The sequence below is a fragment of the Bradyrhizobium arachidis genome, assembly GCF_024758505.1.
In the GTDB taxonomy this organism is placed as follows: domain Bacteria; phylum Pseudomonadota; class Alphaproteobacteria; order Rhizobiales; family Xanthobacteraceae; genus Bradyrhizobium; species Bradyrhizobium manausense_C.
In genome coordinates, this window is record NZ_CP077970.1 from 4,243,969 (window position 1) to 4,266,079 (window position 22,111).

Annotated in this window: 20 protein-coding genes and 1 tRNA gene; 12 read left to right on the plus strand and 9 right to left on the minus strand. The window is 64.7% G+C overall.

Going from position 1 to position 22,111, the window contains the following annotated elements:
- Positions 1-5: 5 nt before the first annotated feature.
- Together KUF59_RS19450 and KUF59_RS19455 are read right to left on the minus strand one after the other, a co-directional pair.
- Positions 6-1,256 (minus strand): arsenic transporter, encoded by a 1,251-nt coding sequence (locus KUF59_RS19450; protein WP_212460231.1) that lies wholly within the window; start codon positions 1,254-1,256, stop codon positions 6-8.
- 260 nt (positions 1,257-1,516) lie between these two features.
- Positions 1,517-3,982, minus strand: a complete 2,466-nt coding sequence (locus KUF59_RS19455) for a PAS domain S-box protein (protein ID WP_212460230.1) — start codon at positions 3,980-3,982, stop codon at positions 1,517-1,519.
- 261 nt (positions 3,983-4,243) lie between these two features.
- Between KUF59_RS19455 and KUF59_RS19460 the strand changes: the two genes are divergently transcribed.
- The 5 genes from KUF59_RS19460 to KUF59_RS19480 all read left to right on the plus strand — a co-directional run bounded on the left by KUF59_RS19460 (position 4,244) and on the right by KUF59_RS19480 (position 9,512).
- Positions 4,244-5,314 carry a zinc-binding metallopeptidase family protein gene (locus KUF59_RS19460; RefSeq protein WP_212460113.1) on the plus strand — a complete coding sequence of 357 codons (1,071 nt, stop codon included), beginning with the start codon at positions 4,244-4,246 and terminating at the stop codon, positions 5,312-5,314.
- A 207-nt stretch (positions 5,315-5,521) separates the two neighbouring features.
- Positions 5,522-7,537 carry an acetyl-CoA carboxylase biotin carboxylase subunit gene (locus tag KUF59_RS19465; RefSeq protein WP_212460112.1) on the plus strand — a complete coding sequence of 672 codons (2,016 nt, stop codon included), beginning with the start codon at positions 5,522-5,524 and terminating at the stop codon, positions 7,535-7,537.
- A 154-nt stretch (positions 7,538-7,691) separates the two neighbouring features.
- Positions 7,692-8,558, plus strand: coding sequence for an isocitrate lyase/PEP mutase family protein (locus KUF59_RS19470; protein ID WP_212460111.1), 867 nt, complete (start codon positions 7,692-7,694; stop codon positions 8,556-8,558).
- Positions 8,555-8,854, plus strand: coding sequence for an acylphosphatase (locus KUF59_RS19475; RefSeq protein ID WP_212460110.1), 300 nt, complete (start codon positions 8,555-8,557; stop codon positions 8,852-8,854). Before KUF59_RS19470 ends, KUF59_RS19475 begins: the two co-directional genes overlap by 4 nt.
- A gap of 307 nt (positions 8,855-9,161) precedes the next feature.
- Positions 9,162-9,512 (plus strand): hypothetical protein, encoded by a 351-nt coding sequence (locus KUF59_RS19480; RefSeq protein WP_408918101.1) that lies wholly within the window; start codon positions 9,162-9,164, stop codon positions 9,510-9,512.
- Positions 9,513-9,537: 25 nt separating this feature from the next.
- On the opposite strand, the gene KUF59_RS19485 is transcribed toward KUF59_RS19480, so the two are convergent.
- Positions 9,538-11,055 (minus strand): PAS domain-containing sensor histidine kinase, encoded by a 1,518-nt coding sequence (locus tag KUF59_RS19485; RefSeq protein ID WP_212460109.1) that lies wholly within the window; start codon positions 11,053-11,055, stop codon positions 9,538-9,540.
- 151 nt (positions 11,056-11,206) lie between these two features.
- Here KUF59_RS19485 and KUF59_RS19490 point away from each other — a divergent pair, with 151 nt between their 5' ends.
- The 3 genes from KUF59_RS19490 to KUF59_RS19500 are packed head-to-tail and all read left to right on the plus strand — an operon-like array spanning position 11,207 to position 13,879.
- A complete protein-coding gene (locus tag KUF59_RS19490) occupies positions 11,207-11,764 on the plus strand; it encodes a GbsR/MarR family transcriptional regulator (RefSeq protein WP_212460108.1) in 558 nt (185 codons plus the stop codon).
- A gap of 16 nt (positions 11,765-11,780) precedes the next feature.
- Positions 11,781-12,446, plus strand: a complete 666-nt coding sequence (locus KUF59_RS19495) for a DUF4166 domain-containing protein (RefSeq protein WP_212460107.1) — start codon at positions 11,781-11,783, stop codon at positions 12,444-12,446.
- On the plus strand, positions 12,443-13,879 hold the full coding sequence (locus tag KUF59_RS19500; RefSeq protein WP_212460106.1) for a TIGR01777 family oxidoreductase: 1,437 nt from the start codon (positions 12,443-12,445) through the stop codon (positions 13,877-13,879). Before KUF59_RS19495 ends, KUF59_RS19500 begins: the two co-directional genes overlap by 4 nt.
- A 61-nt stretch (positions 13,880-13,940) precedes the next feature.
- Here the strand turns inward: KUF59_RS19500 and KUF59_RS19505 are convergent, their stop codons facing one another.
- Complete coding sequence (locus tag KUF59_RS19505) at positions 13,941-14,738, minus strand: outer membrane protein (RefSeq protein ID WP_212460105.1); 798 nt, start codon at positions 14,736-14,738, stop codon at positions 13,941-13,943.
- A gap of 101 nt (positions 14,739-14,839) precedes the next feature.
- Entirely contained in the window at positions 14,840-15,688 is an 849-nt protein-coding gene (locus KUF59_RS19510; protein ID WP_212460104.1) for a LysR family transcriptional regulator, read from the minus strand.
- Between the two features lie 111 nt (positions 15,689-15,799).
- On the opposite strand from KUF59_RS19510, the gene KUF59_RS19515 reads away from it, so the two are divergent.
- Positions 15,800-16,222: a tautomerase family protein gene (locus KUF59_RS19515; protein ID WP_212460103.1), complete on the plus strand. Its 423-nt coding sequence runs from the start codon at positions 15,800-15,802 to the stop codon at positions 16,220-16,222.
- Positions 16,223-16,275: 53 nt separating this feature from the next.
- On the opposite strand, the gene KUF59_RS19520 is transcribed toward KUF59_RS19515, so the two are convergent.
- Entirely contained in the window at positions 16,276-16,539 is a 264-nt protein-coding gene (locus KUF59_RS19520; protein WP_212460102.1) for a tautomerase family protein, read from the minus strand.
- Between the two features lie 75 nt (positions 16,540-16,614).
- Between KUF59_RS19520 and KUF59_RS19525 the strand changes: the two genes are divergently transcribed.
- Positions 16,615-17,676 carry a LysR family transcriptional regulator gene (locus KUF59_RS19525; protein WP_212460101.1) on the plus strand — a complete coding sequence of 354 codons (1,062 nt, stop codon included), beginning with the start codon at positions 16,615-16,617 and terminating at the stop codon, positions 17,674-17,676.
- A gap of 7 nt (positions 17,677-17,683) precedes the next feature.
- Here the strand turns inward: KUF59_RS19525 and lipB are convergent, their stop codons facing one another.
- Complete coding sequence (gene lipB / locus KUF59_RS19530) at positions 17,684-18,409, minus strand: lipoyl(octanoyl) transferase LipB (protein ID WP_212460100.1); 726 nt, start codon at positions 18,407-18,409, stop codon at positions 17,684-17,686.
- Between the two features lie 68 nt (positions 18,410-18,477).
- Here lipB and KUF59_RS19535 point away from each other — a divergent pair, with 68 nt between their 5' ends.
- A complete protein-coding gene (locus KUF59_RS19535) occupies positions 18,478-18,720 on the plus strand; it encodes a FliM/FliN family flagellar motor switch protein (RefSeq protein ID WP_212460099.1) in 243 nt (80 codons plus the stop codon).
- A 207-nt stretch (positions 18,721-18,927) separates the two neighbouring features.
- Positions 18,928-19,012 (plus strand) — tRNA-Leu (locus KUF59_RS19540).
- A 56-nt stretch (positions 19,013-19,068) separates the two neighbouring features.
- On the opposite strand, the gene KUF59_RS19545 is transcribed toward KUF59_RS19540, so the two are convergent.
- Together KUF59_RS19545 and tkt are read right to left on the minus strand one after the other, a co-directional pair.
- The gene (locus tag KUF59_RS19545) at positions 19,069-20,040 is read right to left on the minus strand and encodes a D-2-hydroxyacid dehydrogenase (protein ID WP_212459973.1); all 972 of its coding nucleotides are present in this window, start codon (positions 20,038-20,040) and stop codon (positions 19,069-19,071) included.
- Positions 20,041-20,079: 39 nt separating this feature from the next.
- Positions 20,080-22,095, minus strand: coding sequence for a transketolase (gene tkt / locus KUF59_RS19550; protein ID WP_258770025.1), 2,016 nt, complete (start codon positions 22,093-22,095; stop codon positions 20,080-20,082).
- Between the last annotated feature and the right edge of the window lie 16 nt (positions 22,096-22,111).

The following is a 22,111-nucleotide window of genomic DNA, read 5'->3' on the forward strand; positions in this document are numbered from 1 at the left end:
TAGACCTACCTGATCGCGGCCGCGAGCGCCGCGATCAGGGCAGGCGGCGTGACCAAAAGGCCGAGCTTGAGGAACGGCCAGGCGCCGACCTCGATCTTCTCGCGGCGAAGCGCGACCAGCCAAAGGATCGTCGCAAGCGAGCCGGTAATCGAGAGGTTCGGCCCGAGATCGACGCCGATCAGGATGGCGCTGACGACGGATACCGGCAGGTGATCGGCTGATACGATCGAGCCGGCGACGAGGCCGACCGGCAAATTGTTGGCGATGTTGGTGGCAAGTGCGGTGGCGATGCCGACGCTCCAGGCCGCCTTCGGCGCCGATTGGCCGACGGCCTCATGCAAGAGCGCGCTGAGATGGCCGATCACGCCGGTCTTGACCAGTGCTTCCACCATCACGAAGAGGCCGCCGACCAGTGGCAGCACGCTCCAGGAGACGTGCTTCAGCACAGGCATCGGCGACTGCCGGCTGAGCAGCAGAACGAGCGCGGTCGTGACCACACCGCAGATGAAGGTCGGCAGGCCCAGTTGCTTGTCCAGCGCCGAAGCCGTGACCAGCACGATGCCGATCGCGACAATCCCGATCGCGGTCAGCTTGCCACCGCGGCTGAGCTTTGGATGCGGCACTTTTCGCGCGATGGTCTCTTCCTTCAGCGCGCGGTGCTGGGTCAGGCGCAGCACCACATAGGTCAGCACGATCGCGGCGATTGAGGGCAGGGCGAACTGGCGCAGCCATTCGGTCAGATGCGGCATGCGCGAGCCGAACACCACGAGGTTCGCCGGGTTGGAGATCGGCAGCACAAAACTCGCGGCATTGGCAATGAAGGCGCAGACGAAGAGATAGGGCAGCGGCTTTGCACCCGCCGCTCGCGTGGCGGCATAGACGGCCGGGGTCAGCACGATTGCGGTGGCGTCGTTCGACAGTAGTACGGTGACCAGCGTGCCGACGATGTAGATCAAGAGGAACAGCCGCTGCGGTGATCCATGCGAATGTTCGACCGCAAGCGCTGCGAGATAGTCGAACAGGCCCTCGAGCCGGGCGAGCTCGGCGATCAACATCATGCCGATCAGGAAGAGATAGACGTCGACGCCCTTCTCGACGCCGGTGAGCGCCTCGCGCCACGTCAGGAAACCGAACAGCACCAGCGCGGCCGCGCCCAAGAGCGCCCAGATCGCCTCGGGCAGGCGAAACGGGCGGATGAGGACGCCTGCGGTCGCAGGCAGAATGATGCTCCAGGCCCAGAAGGCGTCATGCGGCACGGTCGGCAAACTCGGTCCTCGATGCAGGTCTATTCGGCAGATAGCCGAAGTGGCCGCGGTTGTCTTCCCCTGGCCGTCGTCCCGGCCAAGCGTAAGCGCGGAGCCGGGACCCATACCGCGGAATCCTTCTCGAGGCACGCGGGACGTCGTTCTTCGCCAAAACCAGTCCTGTGGCCATGGGTTCCGGATCAGCGCTCCGCTCCGGACAACGCTGCGCGTTGCCAGGAGCTGCGCTTGTCCGGGACGACGTTGGGATGGACTTATCTCGCCACCGGCAGCTTCTCGGAGATCGCCTTGCGCAAAATGCGCGAGAGCGATTCCACCGAATAGGGTTTTTGGATCAGCTCGAAGCCGCGATGAGCGTTTTCGGCGAGCACGTTGCTGTAGCCGGAGGTCAGCACCACCGGCAGGCCGGGATAGCGCTCCCGGACGATTCCGGCGAGCTCGACGCCGTTCATGCCGGGCATGATGACGTCGGAGAATACGAGGTCGACGGCGAATTCGTCGTCGGCCAGGATCGCCAGCGCCGCGCCCGCCTCGGCGACGCGCCGCACGACATAGCCGAGGTCCTCCAAAAGCTCGGTGGAGAAACGCCCGACGTCGTCATTGTCCTCGACGACAAGCACGCGGTAGCCGCGCCCGGTGGTCGCGGATTCGCTTGCGATGGCCGCGGCCGCCTTTTCGCCGACCGGGCTCGGCGCCTGCGGCAGGTAGATCGTGAAGGTCGCCCCCTGGCCGGGCGTGCTCGCCACCGCGATGTCGCCCTCGGACTGTTTTGCGAAGCCGAAGGCCTGGCTGAGGCCGAGGCCGGTGCCCTTGCCGACCTCCTTGGTGGTGAAGAACGGCTCGAAGATCGCTTCGATATTTTCCGGCGCGATGCCGGTGCCGGTGTCGCTGATCGAGATCGCGACGAAGTCGCCGCTGCGCGCCGATTGCGCCCGCAGGCTCGGGATGCCCTGGACCTTCTTCACCGAGATGGTCAGGGCGCCTTCGTCCTTCATGGCATCGCGCGCGTTGATCGCGAGATTGATCAGCGCGGTCTCGAACTGCGCGACGTCGGCGATGGTGAAGCAGTCCGGCGCCTGGATGTCGACCTCGATCTGGATGCGGCTGCCGACGAGGGGGCGGACGAGCTGCGCCACGCTCTCGACCTGCGTGCCGACGTTGAACACCTGCGGCTTCAGCGGCTGCCGCCGCGCAAAGGCAAGCAATTGCGCCGTCAGGTTCGAGGCCCGCTCCACCGTCTCGGAGATCGCATCGACATAACGGCGGCGGCGCTCCTCCGGCAGCTCGCGACGACGCAGGAAGTCGGTGGCGGAGCGGATAATGGTGAGCAGATTGTTGAAGTCGTGCGCGACACCGCCGGTGAGCTGGCCGATCGCTTCCATCTTCTGCGACTGGCGCAGCGCCTCTTCGCCGCGGCGGCGTTCGGTGATGTCGACTGCTTCGGGCACGGCGCCGAGAATTCTGCCATGCTGGTCGAGCAGGGGACGCATGCTGAAGTCGAAATAGCGCTCGCCGATCGGCAGGCGAAGCTGCATCTCGATCCGGACGGCTTCGCCCGTCAGCACGGTGTTGAAGGCCTCACGAACGGTTGCCGGAAGGCCCGCGGTCGCGGTGAACCACGGCGTGTCCCAGAACGGCTTGCCGACCACGTCCGAAGGCTCGGCCTTGATTCCTGCGAGCGCGGTGTTGTTGGCGTAGAGCAACTCGCCGGCCAGGTTGAGCAGGCCCTGGTACTGGTTGCTGGTTTCCAGGATCGAGCGCAGTCGCGCCTCGTTGGATTCAAGTTGCGCGGTGCGCTCGGTGATGCGCTGTTCCAGGGTCTCGTTGAGCTGCCTCAGCTCGATCTCCGCCTGCTTTGCCGCGGTGACGTCATGCGCCACTCCGATGAAGCCGATATGCTTGCCATTGGGATCCCAGCGCGGCTGCGATTCCGAGCGCAGCCAGCGCCATTGGCCGTCGGCGCGCTTATAGCGGGCTTCCAGAACGAACGGTTTGAGCGAGGCCTCGCCCTGGACCGATTGTTGCAGGACGTGCGGCAGGTCGTCCGGATGTAGCACCTTGCGCCAGTCGAAATCGATCGCCTCCTCGAAGGGCAGTCCAAGGAAATCGACATAGGCCTGGTTGGCAAAGGACCGTTTGCGATCGAGCTTGGTGACCCAGATCGGCACCGGCGCAGAGTCCGCGATCAGGCGGAAGCGCTCCTCGCTCTCCTGCAAGGTGGCCTGGGCCAGCATCTGGTCGGTGACGTCGATGTCGGCGCCGATAAGGCGCAGCGCGCGCCCGGCGGCGTCGCGTTCGATCTTGCCGACGACGCTGATCCACCTGATCTCGCCGTCATTCTGGCGGATGATCCGGTACTTGTCGGAATAGTCCTCGCTGTCGGTCTTGAGCGTGGCGAGCAGGCGCTCGGCCGTCCGCGCGCGGTCCTCGGGGAAGATCCGTCCGACCCATTCGTCGTAGGTCTCCTCGGCAGCTTCAGCGGGCAGCCCGTGGATGTGAAGATATTCCGGAGTACGCCGGTTCCTTACACCGCGGCGCAGATCGATCTCGAGGCCGCCGACGCCGGCGATGCGCTGGATCTGCGCGAGCTCGGCCTCGCGCTCCTGGAGCGCGTAGTAGGCCTGATCGCGCTCGCGGGCGATCTCTTCGAGGTGCTGGCGCAGCCGTTCGGCGGCGATGGTTTCGGGCAGTGGATCGTTCAAGGCGTTGGCCGTTGTGATGCATGCCTGCGCGTGCCGGAGCGATACTCACACATGCGCCTTGCGAATTCCATTGGTTCAAGAGGCAGCAGACAAGAAAGACATCCGGCCGCTCTTGGTCGATCGTGCAAGGTGCTTGGTCCGGTGCCGGGGGCGTGCGAACGTCGAGCCGACGTCGCGCCGTGCATTTTGTTCCGATTCTTGGAACGATCGGCGTGCGGATGCGTCTTCGCAGGCGCAGGAGGCCATAGTTCAATCATTGCTTGCCGAAGAGGTTAAATCTTGAAGCTTTTCGCCTGCCAGGCCTGCGGCAACGTGCTGTATTTCGAAAACCGCGTCTGCGAGCGCTGCGGCCACCGGCTCGCCTTCCTGCCCGAGACGGAGACGCTCTCCGCGATCGAGCCCGACGGGGCGGCCTGGACGACGCTCGCCGACAAGGGCAGGGGGCGCATGCTCTGCGCCAATGCCGAATACGACGCCTGCAACTGGCTGACCGATCCCGGCAGCGAGCAGGCCTATTGCCGCGCCTGCCGGCACAACGGCACGGTGCCGAACCTGTCGGATCCGGCGCAGCTCGCCGGCTGGCGCGAGCTGGAGGTGGCAAAGCACCGGCTGTTCTACTCCCTGATCCGCTGGCGGCTGCCGCTGACGACGCGCTGGGAGGACCCCGCGCACGGACTGATCTTCAATTTCCTCGCCGACGATCCCCATAGCGGCCAGCGGATCATGACCGGCCACGACAATGGGTTGATCACGATTGCGCTCACCGAGGCTGATGACATCGAGCGCGAGCGGCGGCGGCTGGAAATGGGCGAGCCCTATCGCACGCTGCTCGGGCATTTCCGCCACGAGGTCGGGCATTATTTCTGGGACGTGCTGGTGCGCGGTGGCGGCAAGCTCGACGAATTCCGTGCGATGTTCGGCGACGATACCCTCGACTATGGCCAGGCGCTGCAGCGTCATTACGCCGAGGGCCCGCCGCCGGATTGGCAGCAGAACTATGTTTCGACTTACGCGACGATGCACCCCTGGGAGGATTTCGCCGAAACCTGGGCGCACTACCTGCACATCGTCGACACGCTGGAGATGGCCTCCGAATTCGGCATGCAGGTGCGTCCCCGGGTCGACCGGGACGGGGAGCTGACCGCGCGCATCCGCGCCAACCCGTACGAAGCGGCGGACTTTCAGGTGCTGGTCAATGCATGGCTGCCCTTCACCTTTGCCATCAACAGCGTCAACCGGGCCATGGGGGTGCGCGACCTCTATCCCTTCATCCTGTCGTCAGCGGTGATCGCGAAACTGGGCTTTATTCACGCCCTGGTGCGGGCCGCGGCAAAGGCCGACAGCAAGTAAGCGCAAGTCGGCTTCAAGTCGGCCTGGCGGCGGGACGCCCGGGCTGCTGGTACGCCAGGCCTTGGGTGGTTCTTGGGTGGTTCTTGGGGCGGATTTAGACCGTTGCCTCCGGCCCATTTTGATGTACCACGGACACCTCACGGCCCGTCCGCCAAGGCCCCAACGGCCAGGGAGGGGTCCCGCCCAAGGTTCAGACTCAAGAAAAGCATGTTCAAACGCATTCTGATCGCCAATCGCGGCGAAATCGCCTGCCGGGTCATCAAGACTGCCCGCCGTATGGGAATTCAGACGGTCGCGGTCTATTCCGAGGCCGACCGGGACGCCCTGCATGTCGAGATGGCGGATGAAGCAGTCCTGATCGGGCCGCCGGCCGCCGCCGAGAGCTATCTGGTGATCGAGAAGATCGTCGAGGCCTGCCGCAAGACCGGTGCCGAGGCCGTGCATCCCGGCTACGGCTTTCTCTCCGAGCGCGAAGCCTTTCCGCGCGCCTTGAAGGCCGCAGGCGTCGTGTTCATTGGCCCCAACCCGGATGCGATCGCCGCCATGGGCGACAAGATCGAATCCAAGAAGGCCGCCGCCAAGGCAAAAGTCTCGACCGTGCCGGGCTATCTCGGCGTCATCGAGGACGACAAGCACGCGGTGCGGATCGCCGACGAGATCGGCTACCCCGTGATGATCAAGGCCTCCGCTGGCGGCGGCGGCAAGGGCATGCGTATCGCGCATTCCAAGAGCGAGGTCGCCGAAGGTTTTAATCTCGCCAAGGCCGAGGCCAAGGCCTCGTTCGGCGACGACCGGGTCTTCGTCGAAAAATTCATCGTCGATCCCCGCCACATCGAGATCCAGGTGCTCGGCGACAAGCACGGTAACGTGATCTATCTCGGCGAACGCGAATGCTCGATCCAGCGCCGCAACCAGAAGGTCATCGAGGAAGCGCCGTCGCCGCTGCTGGACGAGAGCACCCGCCGCAAGATGGGCGAGCAGGCGGTCGCACTCGCCAAAGCCGTGAACTACGACTCCGCCGGCACGGTCGAGTTCGTCGCAGGCCAGGACAAGAGCTTCTACTTCCTGGAGATGAACACCCGTCTCCAGGTCGAGCACCCCGTCACCGAACTGGTCACCGGCATCGACCTCGTCGAGCAGATGATCCGCGTCGCGGCCGGCGAGAAGCTGGCGATCGCGCAGAAGGACGTCACGCTGACCGGCTGGGCCGTGGAATCGCGCCTCTACGCCGAAGATCCGTTCCGCAACTTCCTGCCCTCGATCGGGCGGCTCGTGAAATACCGCCCGCCGGCGGAGTTGAGCAAGGACGGCATTACCGTGCGCAACGACACCGGTGTGCAGGAGGGCGGCGAGATATCGATCCATTACGATCCGATGATCGCAAAGCTCGTTACCCATGCGCCGTCGCGGGCGGCAGCGATCGAGGCTCAGGCGACCGCGCTCGATGTGTTCTATGTCGACGGCATCAGGCACAACATTCCGTTCCTGTCGGCGCTGATGAACCATCCGCGCTGGCGCGAGGGCAATCTCTCGACCGGCTTCATCGCGGAAGAGTTCCCCAAGGGCTTTGCGCCGCGTGCGGCCGAAGGCGAGGTCGCACGGCGGATCGCCGCCGTCGGGGCCGCCATCGATCACGTGTTAGGGGAGCGCAAGCGGCAGATTTCCGGCCAGATGGGCGGCCGCGTCGTGCAGCGCGAGCGGCGCCGCGCAGTGTGGCTCGATCGCGAGGAGATCCAGCTCGAGGTCGCCCGTGAGAGCGAGACAATCGCAATCCGCTTCGTCGATGCCGAGGGCAAGGCCGGCAAGCCGCATCTGCTGGACTCGCCGTGGAAGCCCGGCGACCCGGTCTGGCAGGGCACGGTCGACGGCCAGTTCATCGCGGTGCAGGCGCGTCCGATTCCGAACGGCATCCGGCTGGCCCATCAAGGCGTCGAGGTGCCGGTCTATGTCTGGACCGAAACGGAGGCGACGTCCGCGCGCCTGATGCCGGTCACTACGGCGTCCGACACCGGCAAGAAGCTGCTGTGCCCGATGCCCGGTCTCGTGGTCTCTATCGCGGTAACCGAAGGCCAGGAGGTCAAGGCCGGCGAAACGTTGGCGGTCGTCGAAGCCATGAAGATGCAGAACGTGCTGCGCGCCGAGCGCGACGGCACGGTGAAGAAGGTCCACGCCAGCGCCGGCGCGACGCTTGCCGTGGACGCGCTGATTTTGGAGTTTGCGTAGCTCGTGGTGAAGCGCTGGCGGCGCCAAAAGCGCCGTCATTGCGAGCGAAGCGAAGCAATCCAGAATCTTTCCGCGGCGGCAGTCTGGATTGCTTCGCTTCGCTCGCAATGACGGAGTATGTTGTTGCACCGTTGCAACGGACCGAGACAGCACCATGACCTTTCGTCACCGCCGCGAAAAACTGCGTTCGATCCTCGCAGGCAACGACTGCATCCGCCCCGGCTCGGTCTATGATGCGATCTCGATCCGCATCGCCGAGGATCTCGGTTTCGAGATGGGAATGTTCGGCGGCTCGGTCGCCTCGCTCGCCGTACTCGGCGATCCCGACATCGCGCTGATCACGCTCACCGAGCTCGCCGAGCAGATGCGGCGGATGTCGCGGGCGTCAGCGCTGCCGGTGCTGGTCGATGCCGATCACGGCTATGGCAATGCGCTCAATGTGCGCCGCACCGTGCAGGAGCTGGAGGCCGCAGGGGCTGCCGGTCTCACCATCGAGGACACGTTGCTGCCGCAGGCCTTTGGCGAAGCCAGGACGCAACTGATCCCGCTGGAGGAGGGCGTCGGCAAGATGAAGGCGGCGCTCGATGGCCGCGGCGATCCCGCGCTGGTCATCCTCGGGCGCACGGGTGCCGCCGCGATCACCTCGCTCGACGATGCGATCCGCCGCGCGCGGGCCTATGAGGCCGTTGGCGTCGACGGACTGTTCTTCACCGGCATCAAGTCGAAGGCCGAGCTCGAGGCGATTTCGGCCGCGACGCGATTGCCGATCGTGCTGGGCGGCGCGCCGGAGGACATCAGCGTATCAGATTATCTCAGGGGACAGCGGGTGCGCATCGCGCTCCAGGGCCATGCGCCGATATCAGCCGCAACGCAGGCCGTCCACGACACCCTCAGGGCGCTGCGCGAGGGGACGCCGCCGAAAAACCTCAAAGGCCTCGCATCGTCGGAACTGACAAGCCGTGTCATGCGCGAGGCCGACATGAAGACGCGCAGTGCCGATCTCCTCGGACTGAAGACATGAGCCGGGCCATCCTCCAGGTCACGATCCGCGGCCGGGTGCAGGGCGTCGGCTATCGCGCCTGGATCGAATACCAGGCGACCACGATCGGACTGGAAGGCTGGGTGCGCAATCGCCGCGACGGCAGCGTCGAGGCCTTGTTTGCGGGGCCGCCGACCCGGGTTGCCGAGATGGTCGCGCTCTGCCGGCACGGCCCGCCATCCTCGCGCGTCGAGAGTGTGACCAACGAAACCGCCGGCGAGGAGGATTTGAACCTGCGCCGGGCAGGCGAGATCTTCTCGGTGCTGGGAACGGTCTAGCGCGTCTACCTATATTTTGGCGGCGTCCGTTTTTCAGAAGGCGACGTCGCACCGCAATCTATTTCATGTAGCCCACGTAATCGATTTCGAGCGCATTTTGCGAGGCGCGTGATCACTTTGGAATGATGGCCGCGTCAAAAGCTCGCACTGAGCCAGCGATGGCTGCTTGAACCTTCCAGCTTTCTGCCGCGACGTACGGCTACGCTGACGTGTGTCCCCGAGGGGCGCATTGATCCCAGTGAATTGAGCTGACGCTGTTTGCGGACTGTTGTGGTTGGGAATTTTCCTTCTTTCAAAGGAATTTTCCATGGCCAGGATATTGCTGGTAATTGCAATCGCCACGGTGATGGCGGTCGACGTTCACGCCCATGACGCCGCTCATCCCGAACTCGACTCGTGGTATGAGAGTCTTCGCAGCGGAAAGGGGCCGTGCTGCAGCGACGCGGACCGCTATGCGCTGTCTGACGTCGATTGGGAAACCAAGGACGGCCGTTACCGCGTCCGGATCGCAGGCCAGTGGTGGGATGTGCCCGACGAGGCGGTCGTTACTGGGCCGAACCGAGCCGGGCGTGCGATGGCTTGGCCCGTCTACCATTGGAGACTCGAGAGGCTGATACGGGTGGACATTCGCTGTTTCATGCCCGGAAGCATGATGTGAGAAGGGCGCAACGGAACGACGCGCCCTAGCGCGGCAGCTTTGCGATCGCCTCGCTCAACTCGTGGATCTCGTAGGGCTTGCGCAGGATCGGGAAATCGCCGCGCGCGTCGGCGGCGGCGTCGCTGTAGCCGGTCGCGAGCAGGATCGGCAGATCGGGACGGATCTCGCGCAGGCGGTGCGCAAGGGTGAGGCCGTCCATCTTGCCGGGCATCACGATGTCGGAGAACACGAAGTCGACGCCGTTCAGCTCGATCTCGCGGAGCGCGGCCTCGGCGTCGGCGACGCGCCGGACCGTGTAGCCAAGCTGCTCCAGGAAGCCCGTGCTGACGGTCGCGACGTCGGGGTTGTCCTCCACCAATAGCACCGTGCCGCTGCCGCGCGACGGCACAGGGAACTTGTCCCGTCGCGGCTCGGCCGTTTCCCGTGGCAGCAGAATGGTGAAGGTCGTGCCCTTGCCGAGCTCGCTCTCGACCTTCACGGTGCCGCCGGCCTGATGGGCAAAGCCGTGTACCTGCGAGAGGCCGAGGCCCGTGCCCTTGCCGATCGGCTTGGTCGTGAAGAACGGCTCGAAAATCTTGTCGACGACATCAGAGGGGATGCCGAGGCCGGTGTCGGCGACGCTGATCGCGACGAATTCGCCGGCGTGAAGGGTCTCCGACAGCACCACGTTGCGCGCGCTGACCGTCACCGTGCCGCCGTCGGGCATGGCGTCGCGCGCGTTGATCACGAGATTGAGCAGGCCCGTCTCGAGCTCGGAGACATCGGCCCTGATCGGCCAGACGTTGCGGTCGATGTCAAAGGCAAGCTGAACCGAGCTGCCGGCGCCGGTGTGGAGCACTTCGCGGATCGCCTCGATCCGTTCGGCGAAATGGATCGGCTGCGGATTGACGCTCTGCCGCCGCGCAAAGGTCAGGAGCTGGCTGGTCAATGCCGCGCCGCGCCTTGTCGCCGTCTCGATCGCCGAGATCGCACGCTGCAGCTTGGCATCCTCGCTGGTGCCCTTCTTCAGGATGTGCAGGCTGCCGCTGATGATCATCAGGAGGTTGTTGAAATCGTGCGCGACGCCGCCGGTGAGCTGGCCGAGCGCGTCGAATTTCTGGGCCTCGGCGAGCTGCTTCTGCATCGTCTCGAGTCTCAACTGCGCATTGCGCCGCTCGGTGATGTCGCGGGTTATCTTGGCAAAGCCGACGAGCTTGCCGCCCTCGTAGATCGGGTCGATGATCACGCTCGCCCAGAAGAAGGTGCCATCCTTGCGGACGCGCCAGCCTTCCTCCTCGTAGCGACCCTGATCCCGGGCGATGCCGAGCGCGCGCATCGGCTTGCCGTTGGCGCGGTCGGTTTCCGGGTAGAAGCGCGAGAAATGCTGACCCACGATCTCGTCGGGCGAATAGCCCTTGATGCGTTCGCCCCCGATATTCCAGCTCGTGATGATGCCGGCGGGATCGAGCATGTAGAGGGCGTAGTCAACAACCCCCTCAACCAACAACCGGAAACTTCGTTCGCTCTCGAACAAGTCCCTCTGTTGCTTGAACTTTGTTACCATTCTGGATCCCAGCCTCAACGCGGGCAAACGCGTCATAAAGACTTTCGTTCCCGATCGCTGGAACATTTTTGGGCAAATTCAGGGAAAGTCCGCCGCATTGTGTACAGGGGAGCTGCTTGACAGGGCGCCGCGATCGTCAGATATTTCTGTCATGACAGAAACAACCGGCAAAAAGAAACTGCCTGTAGTCGTCGAGCGCTTCATCCTGCATTGGGGCGACATGGGCGACGGGTGGGGCGTCAACCGCTCCGTCAGCCAGATCCATGGCCTCTTGTATCTGGCCGAGCAACCGATGACGGCGGAGGACATCGCGGAGACGCTGGGCATGGCGCGCTCCAACGTCTCCAACTCGATCAAGGAACTGCTGGCCTGGAACCTGATCCGCCGCGTGCCGATCCTGGGCGACCGCCGCGATCATTTCGAGGCGGAGACCGACATCCTCGAAGTCGCGGCGCGCATTGCGGCGCGGCGGAAGGAGCGGGAGCTGGATCCCGCCATCGCAGCGCTCCGGGCCTGCGTGACCGACGCCGCCGAGGACCCCGCCATCAGTCCGGTCGCGAGCAAGCGCCTGAAGGAGATGCTGGCCTTCACCGAGCTCGCCGACCGCTGGTTCATGCAGATGCTCACCGTGCCGCGGCCGCGTCTCGTCGCGTTGATGAAGCTGGGCGAGAAGATCGTCAATTTGCTGCCGATCGGCAGGGCCAAATAGGGCTGGGAGGGGTGCGATGACATCGGCAAGGAGTTTTGCCTCTCACGCTGCACCGCCCGCCCATACAAAGCTGCTCGACGATCGCCGTTTCCGTGCGCTGCTGCCGGATGAGGATTGGGGACGCCTGCCGGTTGCGACTTGGCGGCGCTTTTCCAAGCGCGTCTGCGACGGCGACAGCGTCGTCTATGTCGGCCGCATCGACGAGGTCATGTTCAGCGACATCGGCTGGTGGCTCGCGCAAGCCGCGCGGCTGATCGGCGGACCGTTGCCGACCGGCCGCGACACCGGCGTGCCCATGATCGTCACCGTCACCGAGGATGCCGCGAGCGGCGGGCAGATCTGGACGCGCATCTGCGCCCGCAGGAGCAGCTTTCCCCAAGTCATCCATTCCGCCAAGCGCTTCGACGGACCGACGGGGCTCGAAGAATATGTCGGATTCGGCGTCTGCATGGCGTTGCGGATTTCGGTCGTGGACCAGGCGCTTCAGTTTCGCAGCGCCGGTTATGCCGTGCAGATCGGACGGCTGCGCGTGCCGCTGCCGGCATGGCTCGCGCCGGGCGAGATCACGGTGACGCATCGCGATCTCGGCGAGGGCGCATTCCGCTTCACGCTCGACGTCGTCCACCCGCGTTTCGGCGCGCTCATCCGCCAGTCCGCCGTGTTCAGGGAGGCCGTATCATGACGCCACTCTTGTGGACCCTCATCGCGATCCAGATCGTGATGGGCACGTTCGATACCTTCTATCATCACGAATTCACCGAGCGTCTCGCCTGGCGCCCATCGCAGCGCTTCGAACTCCAGCTCCACGCCGTGCGCAACATGCTCTATGCGCTCTTGTTCCTGGTGCTCGGCTGGCTCGAGGTTCATGGCGTGCTAGCGTTGCTCATCGTCGCGCTGCTGATTGCCGAGATCATCATCACGCTGATGGATTTCGTCGAGGAGGATTTGAGCCGGAAATTGCCGGCGAGCGAGCGCATCAATCACACGCTGCTGGCGATCAATTACGGCGCCATCCTGGTGCTGCTGCTGCCGGTCCTGATCGGCTGGGCGATGCAGCCGTTTGGCGTGACGATCGCCTATACGGGCTTCGTCAGCATCGCCGCCACCGTTTGTGCGGTCGGCGCCGCGCTGTGCGGCCTGCGCGACATTGCCGTGACGCGCCGCCTCGCGCGCATGCCCCGCGGCCCGGCGCGCGACCTCGTCGACAAACTGGCAGGTCGCCGGACCGTGCTGATCACCGGCGCCACCGGCTTCATCGGCAGCCATCTCGCCGCAAGCCTCAGCGCAGCCGGCCATCACGTCATCGCGCTGATCCGCAATCCGGCGAAAGCGGAGATGCTGCCACCGCCGGTCACCCTGATCACAAGCCTCGATCACCTTTCCTCCGACACGCGGATCGATGCCATCGTCAATCTCGCGGGCGAGCCGATCGGCGACGGCCTGTGGACCGAAGCCAAGCGCGCAAAAATCCTCAATTCGCGGATCGACATGACCGGCGAGGTCGTGAAGCTGATCGCGCGCCTCGAGCGCAAGCCGGACGTGCTGGTCAGCGGCTCCGCGATCGGCTGGTACGGGCTGTGGGCCGATCAGGTGCTGACGGAGTCGAACAAGTCGCATGCCTGCTTCAGTCACGCGCTGTGCGAGGCCTGGGAGAAAGCCGCGCGGCCGGCGGAGGAGCTCGGCGTCCGCGTGGTCTATTTGCGGATCGGCCTCGTGCTCGGCACCGAGGGCGGCTTCATCACGCGCATGCTGACGCCGTTCGAATTCGGCCTCGGCGGTCCCCTCGGCACCGGCCGGCAGTGGATGTCCTGGATCGAGCGCGACGATCTGATCCGCCTGATCGCCTATGTGATCGCAACATCAGATCTGGCGGGGCCGATCAACGCGACCGCGCCGATCCCCGTCACCAACGCAACGTTTACCGAGGAGCTCGGCCGCCGCCTCAATCGTCCCGCGGTGTTCCGTATTCCGTCCGGCCTGCTGCGCCGGTTCGGCGGCGACTTTGCCGATGAGCTTCTGCTCGGCGGCCAGCGCGTGCTGCCGAACAAGGCGCTGAGCCGCGGATTCGTCTTCCGCCACGAGACGCTGCGCAGTGCGTTCGACGCGATCCTTTAGCAGAAAAGCAAAAAGCCCCGGCCAGGACAGCCGGGGCCACTCAGTTTCCACCCGAGGGAGATCAGTATTTTGCGACGACCGGGCTGCCCCAGCCAAAGCGGTAGTTGACGCCGGCTTTTACGACGTCGATGTGCTGGCGAATATCGTATTCGAAGGCGACGCAGCCGCAGCCGGGCTGAGGCTGCAGCGTTTCGCGTTGCCGGCCGAAGTCGAGATAATTGTACTCGGCCTTCACCGACCAGTTATTGGCGAAGGCGTATTCGATGCCGGCGCCGACCATCCAGCCCCAGCGCAAATCGTCGGCTTGCTGCAGCGGAACGCCTTGCGGCCCCGGGAAGACGCCGCCGGGGAGTCCGCTGACGAAGAAGCGATCATTGGCCCAGGCGCCGCCGCCCTTGGCGTAGAACAGGGCCTGGCCTGCCGCGACGCCGACGCGGCCGGCGATGGTGCCGAAGGCATCGGTCTTGGAGTTGATCTGGAGCAGGAGCGGGAGCTGCAGATGCGTGCTGGTGGCCTTGAGGTCGGTCCAGCTCGCGTCGGCCTCGACGCCGAACACCCAGATGCCGGTCTGGTAGTTGAAGCCGAGCTGTCCGCCGGCGAGCCAGCTTGAAGCCGTGTGGCCGCCGGAATTGACCGGACATCCCGCGCAGCCGGCCGCGAGGTTGAGCGGGCTCGCCGGGCTTATCCAGTCCTTGTCGAACCAGTCGCCGCCGACATGCGCGCCGATGTAGAAGCCGGTCCAGCTGAACACGGGAGGCGGGGGCGCCGGCGGCGCCTTGACCGCCATGTCGGCGGCCGACGCTGCGGTCGCAACGGAGGCGAGGGCGATTGCCAGAAGCCCCAGAACCAGTTTTCGCATGCCACACTCCCCGGGAGGTCAGTTGCGCGCATGCTACTGCCGATTGCCGCAGGGGACTGTCACCCCGGAAATACATCGACACAGAAAACGGATCGTTGCGGTCAGGCGGCGCTGCGGAAGGTCGCCGCCACCGTGCGCAGCGCGGCAAGCTTTGCGGGATCGCTGACGTTCGAATGGAGCATCACGCGCGAGCTGCCGAGTTTTGGCAGCTTGTGGCTCGGCCCGATGTCGACCAGCCCGGCCGGCGCAATCCGGCGCGCCAGAGGCGCGACCGCAAGGCCGGCGAGGGCGGCTGCGACGACAGCGGTCACGCCGCCGCCGACAAAACGCTCGCGCCAGGCAAGGCCGGCCTTGTCGAGCGCGCGCGCGGCGATGGCGCGAACACCGCAGGGCGGCGCCAGCGTCGCAAGCGGCACTGCCTCGCCGCGCGGCAGCGAAAAGCGTCTTGACGCGAACCAGCCAAACTCGTCCTCGACGAGCCTTTCGCCGCCGCGCCGGCTGCCTTCCTGGCGCACGATGACAGCGTCGAGGCGGCCGGCATCATAGGCTTCCAGCATCTCGCGCGAAAAACCGATGGTTACGGCGAGCGCGAGCTGCGCCGACATCGCATGCAGCCGCTCCAGGAGCGCGACCAGCTCGGGACCTGCCGCGTGATCGGAGACGCCGAGCGACAAGACTTGCGGGGCCGCGCTTGCGCCGGATAGGGCGCGGTCATGCGCCTCCATCAGCGCGCGTGCATGCGGGAGGAAGCCGGCGCCCTCGGCGGTCAGCCGGACGGCACGCGGCGAACGTTCGACCAGCCGCTTGCCGAGCAACGTTTCGAGCCGCTGCAGCTTGAGGCTGACAGCGGCCTGCGTCGTGCCGAGCGCTTCGGCGGTGCGCGTAAAATTTTGAAGGTCGGCGACCAGGAGGAAGGCCTGGACGGTGGCGATGTCGAGGGCGGCTGTCATTATGAGTCGTTATCATTGATATCAATAGAGATAAGATACCAAAATGGCGATCCAGGGTCTAGTTTCCCTTCAGCGCAATGAACGCCCGCGCAAGCGAAGAGGAGAACGACCATGCCGCTGATCACCGTGACCTATGCAACGTCCCGCCGATCGCCGACCTTGAAGGCCGACATTGCCAATGCCGTGTCGGAGCTCACCGCAAAGATCCTGCACAAGGATCCTGATGTCACCGCCGTCATCGTCAAGGCGGTGGATGCCGCCGACTGGTTCGCCGGCGGCAGGTCGCTCGCCGAGCAGAAGCTCGCCAGCTACTGGATCGACACCCATGTCAGCGAAGGCACCAACACCAAGGACGAGAAGGCCGCCTATCTCGCGGCGATGTTCACGCGCATGAGCGATCTGCTCGGCCCGCTGCACCACGAGACCTATCTGCATGTCGACGAAGTGAAGGGCGACGCCTACGGCTTCGGCGGCCTCAGCCAGGAGCGCCGCTACATCGCCGGCAAGCTCGAGGTCGCGGCCAAGGCGGCATGACGCGGCGCGGGAGTTCGGTACGGTCCCGTGGCGCCGTCGTCAAAGGTCGCGCGTCACGGGATGACGGACATCGTTGCCGGCGGTTCGTGGTGGTCGCCGAAAGCGAGGCCGTGCCCAAGCGACCAGTCCACCGCCGCGTTTTCGGAGAGCGCAATCATGATGTCGTCTCCGCAGAAGCCGGCACTGACGGCGCGCTCCGCGATCGACCGGAACAGACGCTTCTTCTGGTCGATCGTCCGTCCCTGGAGAAACAGGATCTCGACGATCGATGCCTCCGCCGTGCGCGTGACGTTGGGGAAGGTCGGGTCAATCAGCATCAGGTCAGGCGCGTAGCGGCAAACGAGCTGAAACCGATCGTTGGACGGGACGCCGCAGGTCTCAACCAGGCCCTCATGTACGGCGTCGGCGAGCGCGTGAACCCGTTCAATTGGGAGCTGGGCGGGGACGGAAATGCGGGCGAGGGGCATGGCTGGCGGGCTCCGTGGTTGTCCGGATCATCCTTATTCATGCTGAAGATGGAGATAAATCTCGATATGGAGAAGCAATCATTCCTAAAAGTCATGAATATGCCGTCACACCCCATCCCCGATCTCAGCGTCTTTGTCCGTGCCGTCGATCTCGGAAGTTTTGCTGCGGTCGGTGCTGAGACGGGTCTGACCGCCTCCGGCGTGTCCCGCATCGTGACACGGCTGGAACGGCGCCTCGGGGTGGCGCTTCTGCACCGGACAACCCGGCGGCTCGTCCTGACGCAGGAAGGCGAAACCTTTCTTGCTCACGCACGAAGCATTCTGGCGGCAGTCGAGGCCGCCGAGGCTGACGTTGCATCTGTGCACGGACGCCCGCGCGGGATGATCCGTATCAACAGCGGCACCGCGTTCGCACGACGGCGGCTTGCGCGGTGGCTGCCTCAGTTCATGGAGCAATATCCGGACATCCGCATCGATCTCACGGTCAGTGACCATCGCATTGATCCGATCAGCGAGCAGATCGACGTGACGATCCGGGTCGGCCCGCTCGCCGACAGCGACCTGATCGCGGTGCGCCTCGGTGAGGTCAGGCGCATCATCGTCGGCAGCCCGCAATATCTCGAACGCAATGGTGTGCCCGAGCAGCCCTCCGATCTGATGCGGCACAATTGCCTCCAGCTCAGCGGCTACGCGCGGCTTGCGCAATGGCCCATGTTCGAGCACGGCAAGCCGATGGCGATTCCCGTCAACGGGACGATCCGATCGGACAGCGCCGAACTGCTGCTCGACCTCGCACTGGCGGGCGCGGGTCTCATTCGCCTCGGCGACTTCCTGGGCGAAGAAGCCTTGCGGGAGGGCAGGCTGGTGCCTTTGCTGTCGCATTGCCACGACGATGATCCGCAGCCGATCACGGCGCTGATCCTGCCAGGGCGGCAAGCCATTCCCAGGGTCCGCGCTTTCGTCGATTTTCTAAAGGCGAACTGCTGACGGGGATTCAGATCGCGGCTTCCGGCAGCAGCGCCCGTGTCGGGCCGAACAGCTCCTCAAAAGCCTGCCGGAGCGCGACGTCGACATCGGCCATCGTGACGGGATGGCCGAGATCGACCAGCGAGGTGACGCCATAGCGGGGATCGGCGACGCCGCAGGGCACGATGCCGGCAAAATGCGAGAGCTCCGGCTCGACATTGATGGCGATGCCGTGGAACGAGACCCAGCGCTTCAGCCTGACCCCGATGGCTGCGATCTTGTCCTCATAGCCCTCGCCCTTGTCGGGCCGCCTGACCCAGACGCCGACCCGATCCTCGCGCCGCTCGCCGCGCACGTTGAAGGCGGCAAGCGTCCGGATGATCAGCTCTTCCAGACCAGCGACATAGGCGCGGACGTCGGGCCGGCGGCGCTTGAGGTCCAGCATCACATAGGCCACCCGCTGGCCGGGGCCGTGATAGGTGAGCTGGCCGCCGCGCCCCGTGGCAAAGGTCGGGAATCGGGGGTCGAGCAGGTCGGAGGCCTTGCCCGAGGTGCCGGAGGTATAAAGCGGGGGGTGCTCCAGCAGCCAGACCAGCTCCGCCGCCTCCTGCGCCGCAATGGCCGCGGCCCGCGCCTCCATGGCCGCCACGGCCTCCGGGTAGGACACGGGAGCGTCCGAAATCTGCCATTCCACGGGAGCGCCGTTTGAGGCCGAAAACGATGTCAAATCGAGGTGTTGGCGGTCGTTAACCATTGGCTAACCATAACGTGGTGATCATTGCAGGAGCAAATGCGAAAGTCTCAAGTTGTGGCGGTGCCGTAGTGTCCACCCTCGATAAAGTCACCGTGGATCTCATGGTGGTCCTCGGGACCACGTCCATGCCGATCCATCAGGTATTACGTCTTTCCCGCGGCGCCATCATCGAACTGGACGCAACCGAGGCCGACGAGGTCAAGGTCCTGGCCAATAATCTGCCGGTGGCCAGCGGCGTCGTGCTGGTTGACCGCAACCGGATCGCGGTCGAGGTCAAGCAGATGCTGCCGCGCTCCCCGGGCACCCGCTAGCCAGAGCGATTTCCAGGGAGTTGGGCAACCGGTTCGCGTCAGGAAAGCGCGTCAAAGCAAGAATCTAGAGCCGCCGGGCAGGGGCCGGAACCGCCCCGAAAAGCTTGTGGAATTCGAGGCCTCTGCAGGCTTGTACCCCTCTGATCGATTTGTTACATCGGCGCCGTTGATCCGGCAGGCCTCAAGCCTTATAGCCGGCTTCCCAAAGCGCTCGTGGCGGAACTGGTAGACGCGCTGCCTTGAGGTGGCAGTGAGTAAAATCGTGGGGGTTCGAGTCCCTCCGAGCGCACCAAAAACGTAAGCCATTGACACGAAAAACGTTTTCGCTGTTCGCGTCCGGCTTCACGCCTAGGCCACCATGTTCCTTGGCGTGCCGTTCCAAAATCCCTCGACATTATCGACAAGCTGATCGGCGAGCGTTTGAACAGCTTCGCGACTGGCCCAGGCAACGTGCGGCGTCAGAATGAAATTCGGCAAGCCGGCCAGTTGCATCAGCGGATGATCGGCCTGTGGCGGCTCAATGGTCGCCACGTCGAAGCCTGCCCCCGCGATCTGGCCAGAGCGAAGCGCCTGGCCGAGCGCAACCTCGTCGACTAGGCCGCCCCGCGCAGTGTTGATCAGAATCGGTCTGCGCCGCATCAGCGCAAATTCGGGCCCCGCGATCATGTTGCGTGTCTGCGGCATCAAGGGCGCATGTAACGTGATGATATCGCTCTGTCGCAGCACCTCCTCGAATGGCGTGTAGAGCGGGCCCATGCCGGCTACGCCCTTGTAGGACGAGAACAGCGTGCGCATTCCGAAGGCTTTTCCGATGTCGGCAACCGCGCGGCCGAGCGCGCCGTCGCCGATGATTCCGAGCGTGGCGCCAGAGAGATCGTTGATGGGGTGGTCGAAATAGCAGAACTGTCCGGATTCGGCCCAGCGGCCCGCGCGCACTGAATCACGATAGGCGGTCAGGCTGCGACGCAGCGCGAGAATGAGCGCGAAAGTGTGCTCGGGCACGGTGTTGACCGCGTAGCCGCGAATGTTGGAGACGGCGACACCGCGATCTGAACAAGCCTTGACATCGACGACATCGGAGCCGGTGGCCGCAATCGCGATCAATCGCAATTTCGGTGCCGAGCTCAGTTCGGCGAACCGTATGGGCACCTTGTTCGTGATGACGATGTCCGCGTTCGAAATTCTCTCGGCAACCTGATCCGGCTCGGTAGCGCCGAATTCAAGCAATTCGTGCGGGAATGCGAAGGGACGAAGGCGGATATCGCCAGGCATCGTATCGCGGTCGAGAAATACAATGCGTGCGGGCTCGGCGGCCTTCATGATTTCGTCTCCCAGGGATTCCGCGGTAGCGCGGTCGAGCTAGAGGAGGGCCAATGCAGCCGTAACGATCGCATCAGCCGTGATGTTGAAGTGTCGGTAGAGTGCGTCGGCCGGGCCGGACGCGCCGAAACCGGTCATGCCGACGAAGGCGCCGTCGTCGCCGAGCCAGCGCTCCCAACCGAATTTCATCGCGGCCTCAACTCCCACCCGGGCAGTGCCGGCGCCCAGGACGGAGGCGCGATAGCCCTCATCCTGGAGTTCGAATAGCTCCCAGCACGGCATGGATACGACCGCCGTCGGAATACCCTTGGCCTGCAGGATCGCTCGCGCCTCGATGGCCAAGGCCACTTCTGAACCCGTTGCGAGCAGCGTAACGCGGCGGGTCCCCTCGGCTTCAGCAAGGACGTATGCCCCGCGTCGCGAGGAGTTTTCACGACTTGCATCGGATCTCTGCTGCGGCAGCATTTGCCGGGCACAGACGAGCGAGACGGGTCCCGTGGCGTGCTCGAGCATGATCTCCCAACATTCCGCCATCTCGGCTGCATCGGCCGGCCGGAAGACCAGCATGTTCGGCATTGCCCGCAGCGAGGCAAGAATCTCGACCGGCTGATGGGTCGGGCCATTCTTGCCGATCCCGATCGAGTCGTGGCTGAAGATGAATTTGACCGGCAGGCCCATGAGCGCCGCCATCCGCATGGCCGGACGTTCGTAGTCGGCGAACGCAAGATAGGTCACGGCCAGCGGAATGATGCCGCCATGGGCGGCCATGCCGTTGGCAAGTGCACCCATGGCGTGTTCGCGCACGCCGCAGTGGACATAACGGCCGCGGTTGTCGCCGGCTGTGAAGGCTGCGAGCTGGCGCTTGTGGTTCGTCGGCGCCTCCAGATCGGCGCAGCACGTCATGATATCGGGTATGACGTCGTAGAGCGCACTCGCGACCTCGCCCGACGTCTCGATTGAGTAGGCCGGTTTTCGCTCCACGATCGAACGCGCCTTGTAAGTGGACGTCACGTCGCGCCATCCTTCGGGAAGATGCCCGGCAATGGTGCGTTCGAAGGACGCTCGATCCGCGCCGTCCAAGGTCGCGGCGCGCCGCCGCCAAGCGTCGTATTCAGCCTGCGAGCGAGTGCCTGCGTCGAGCCAGGTTGCGGCTACCTCGTTTGGAATGGCGAAGGGTGTCGCGGGCCAGCTCAGCGTGCCCGCCATCTCGTCGCGATCGGAGTCAATCAGTTTGCCGCTGTGCCCGCCTCGCTGCCCCTCGAGCCGCCGGATGCCTTTGGCGATCGTGGTACGGCAGGCAATCAGCGACGGACGATCGTCCTTTCGTACGTCCGCAAGCGCGTCGCTAACGGCCTCGATATCGTGCCCGTCGACCTCCAGGACATGCCAGCCGGCAACCCGAAAACGTTCGGCCACGTTCTCGGAGATGCTGAGGGAGGTCGCGCCGTCGTCTGTGATCTCGTTGCTGTCCCAGACAAAGACGAGATGGCCGAGACGCAAATGTCCGGCCAGCGAAATGACCTCCTGACCCACGCCCTCCTGCAGGCATCCGTCACCGACGAACGCGTATGTCATGTGATCGACGATTTTGGCGCCGAAACGCGCCCGCAACCGAGCCTCGGCGATGGCCATGCCGAGAGCGTTGGCGATGCCTTGACCAAGCGGCCCCGTCGTCGTCTCGATGCCGGCCGCAGGATCATATTCGGGATGTCCGGCACAGTGCGAACCGAGTTCGCGGAAGGATTGTACTTGCGACAGAGAAATCTTCTCGTAGCCGGTGAGGTGCAGCAAAGCGTAAAGAAGCATCGATCCATGGCCGTTCGAGACCACGAAGCGGTCGCGATCCGGCCAAAGCGGATCCTTCGGATTGAACTTCAGGTGGCGCGTGAACAGTGCGGTGGCGATCTCCGCCATGCCGAGCGGAACGCCCTGATGACCCTCGCCGGCCTTCAGGATGGCATCGACGGCGAGAAAGCGAATCGCATGGGCGAGACGTTCGTCCATTTTGCCGACGGGACGTGCAGGGGCGAAGGTCGCGGAGGCATCAGCCGACATATGCAAGGCACCATTT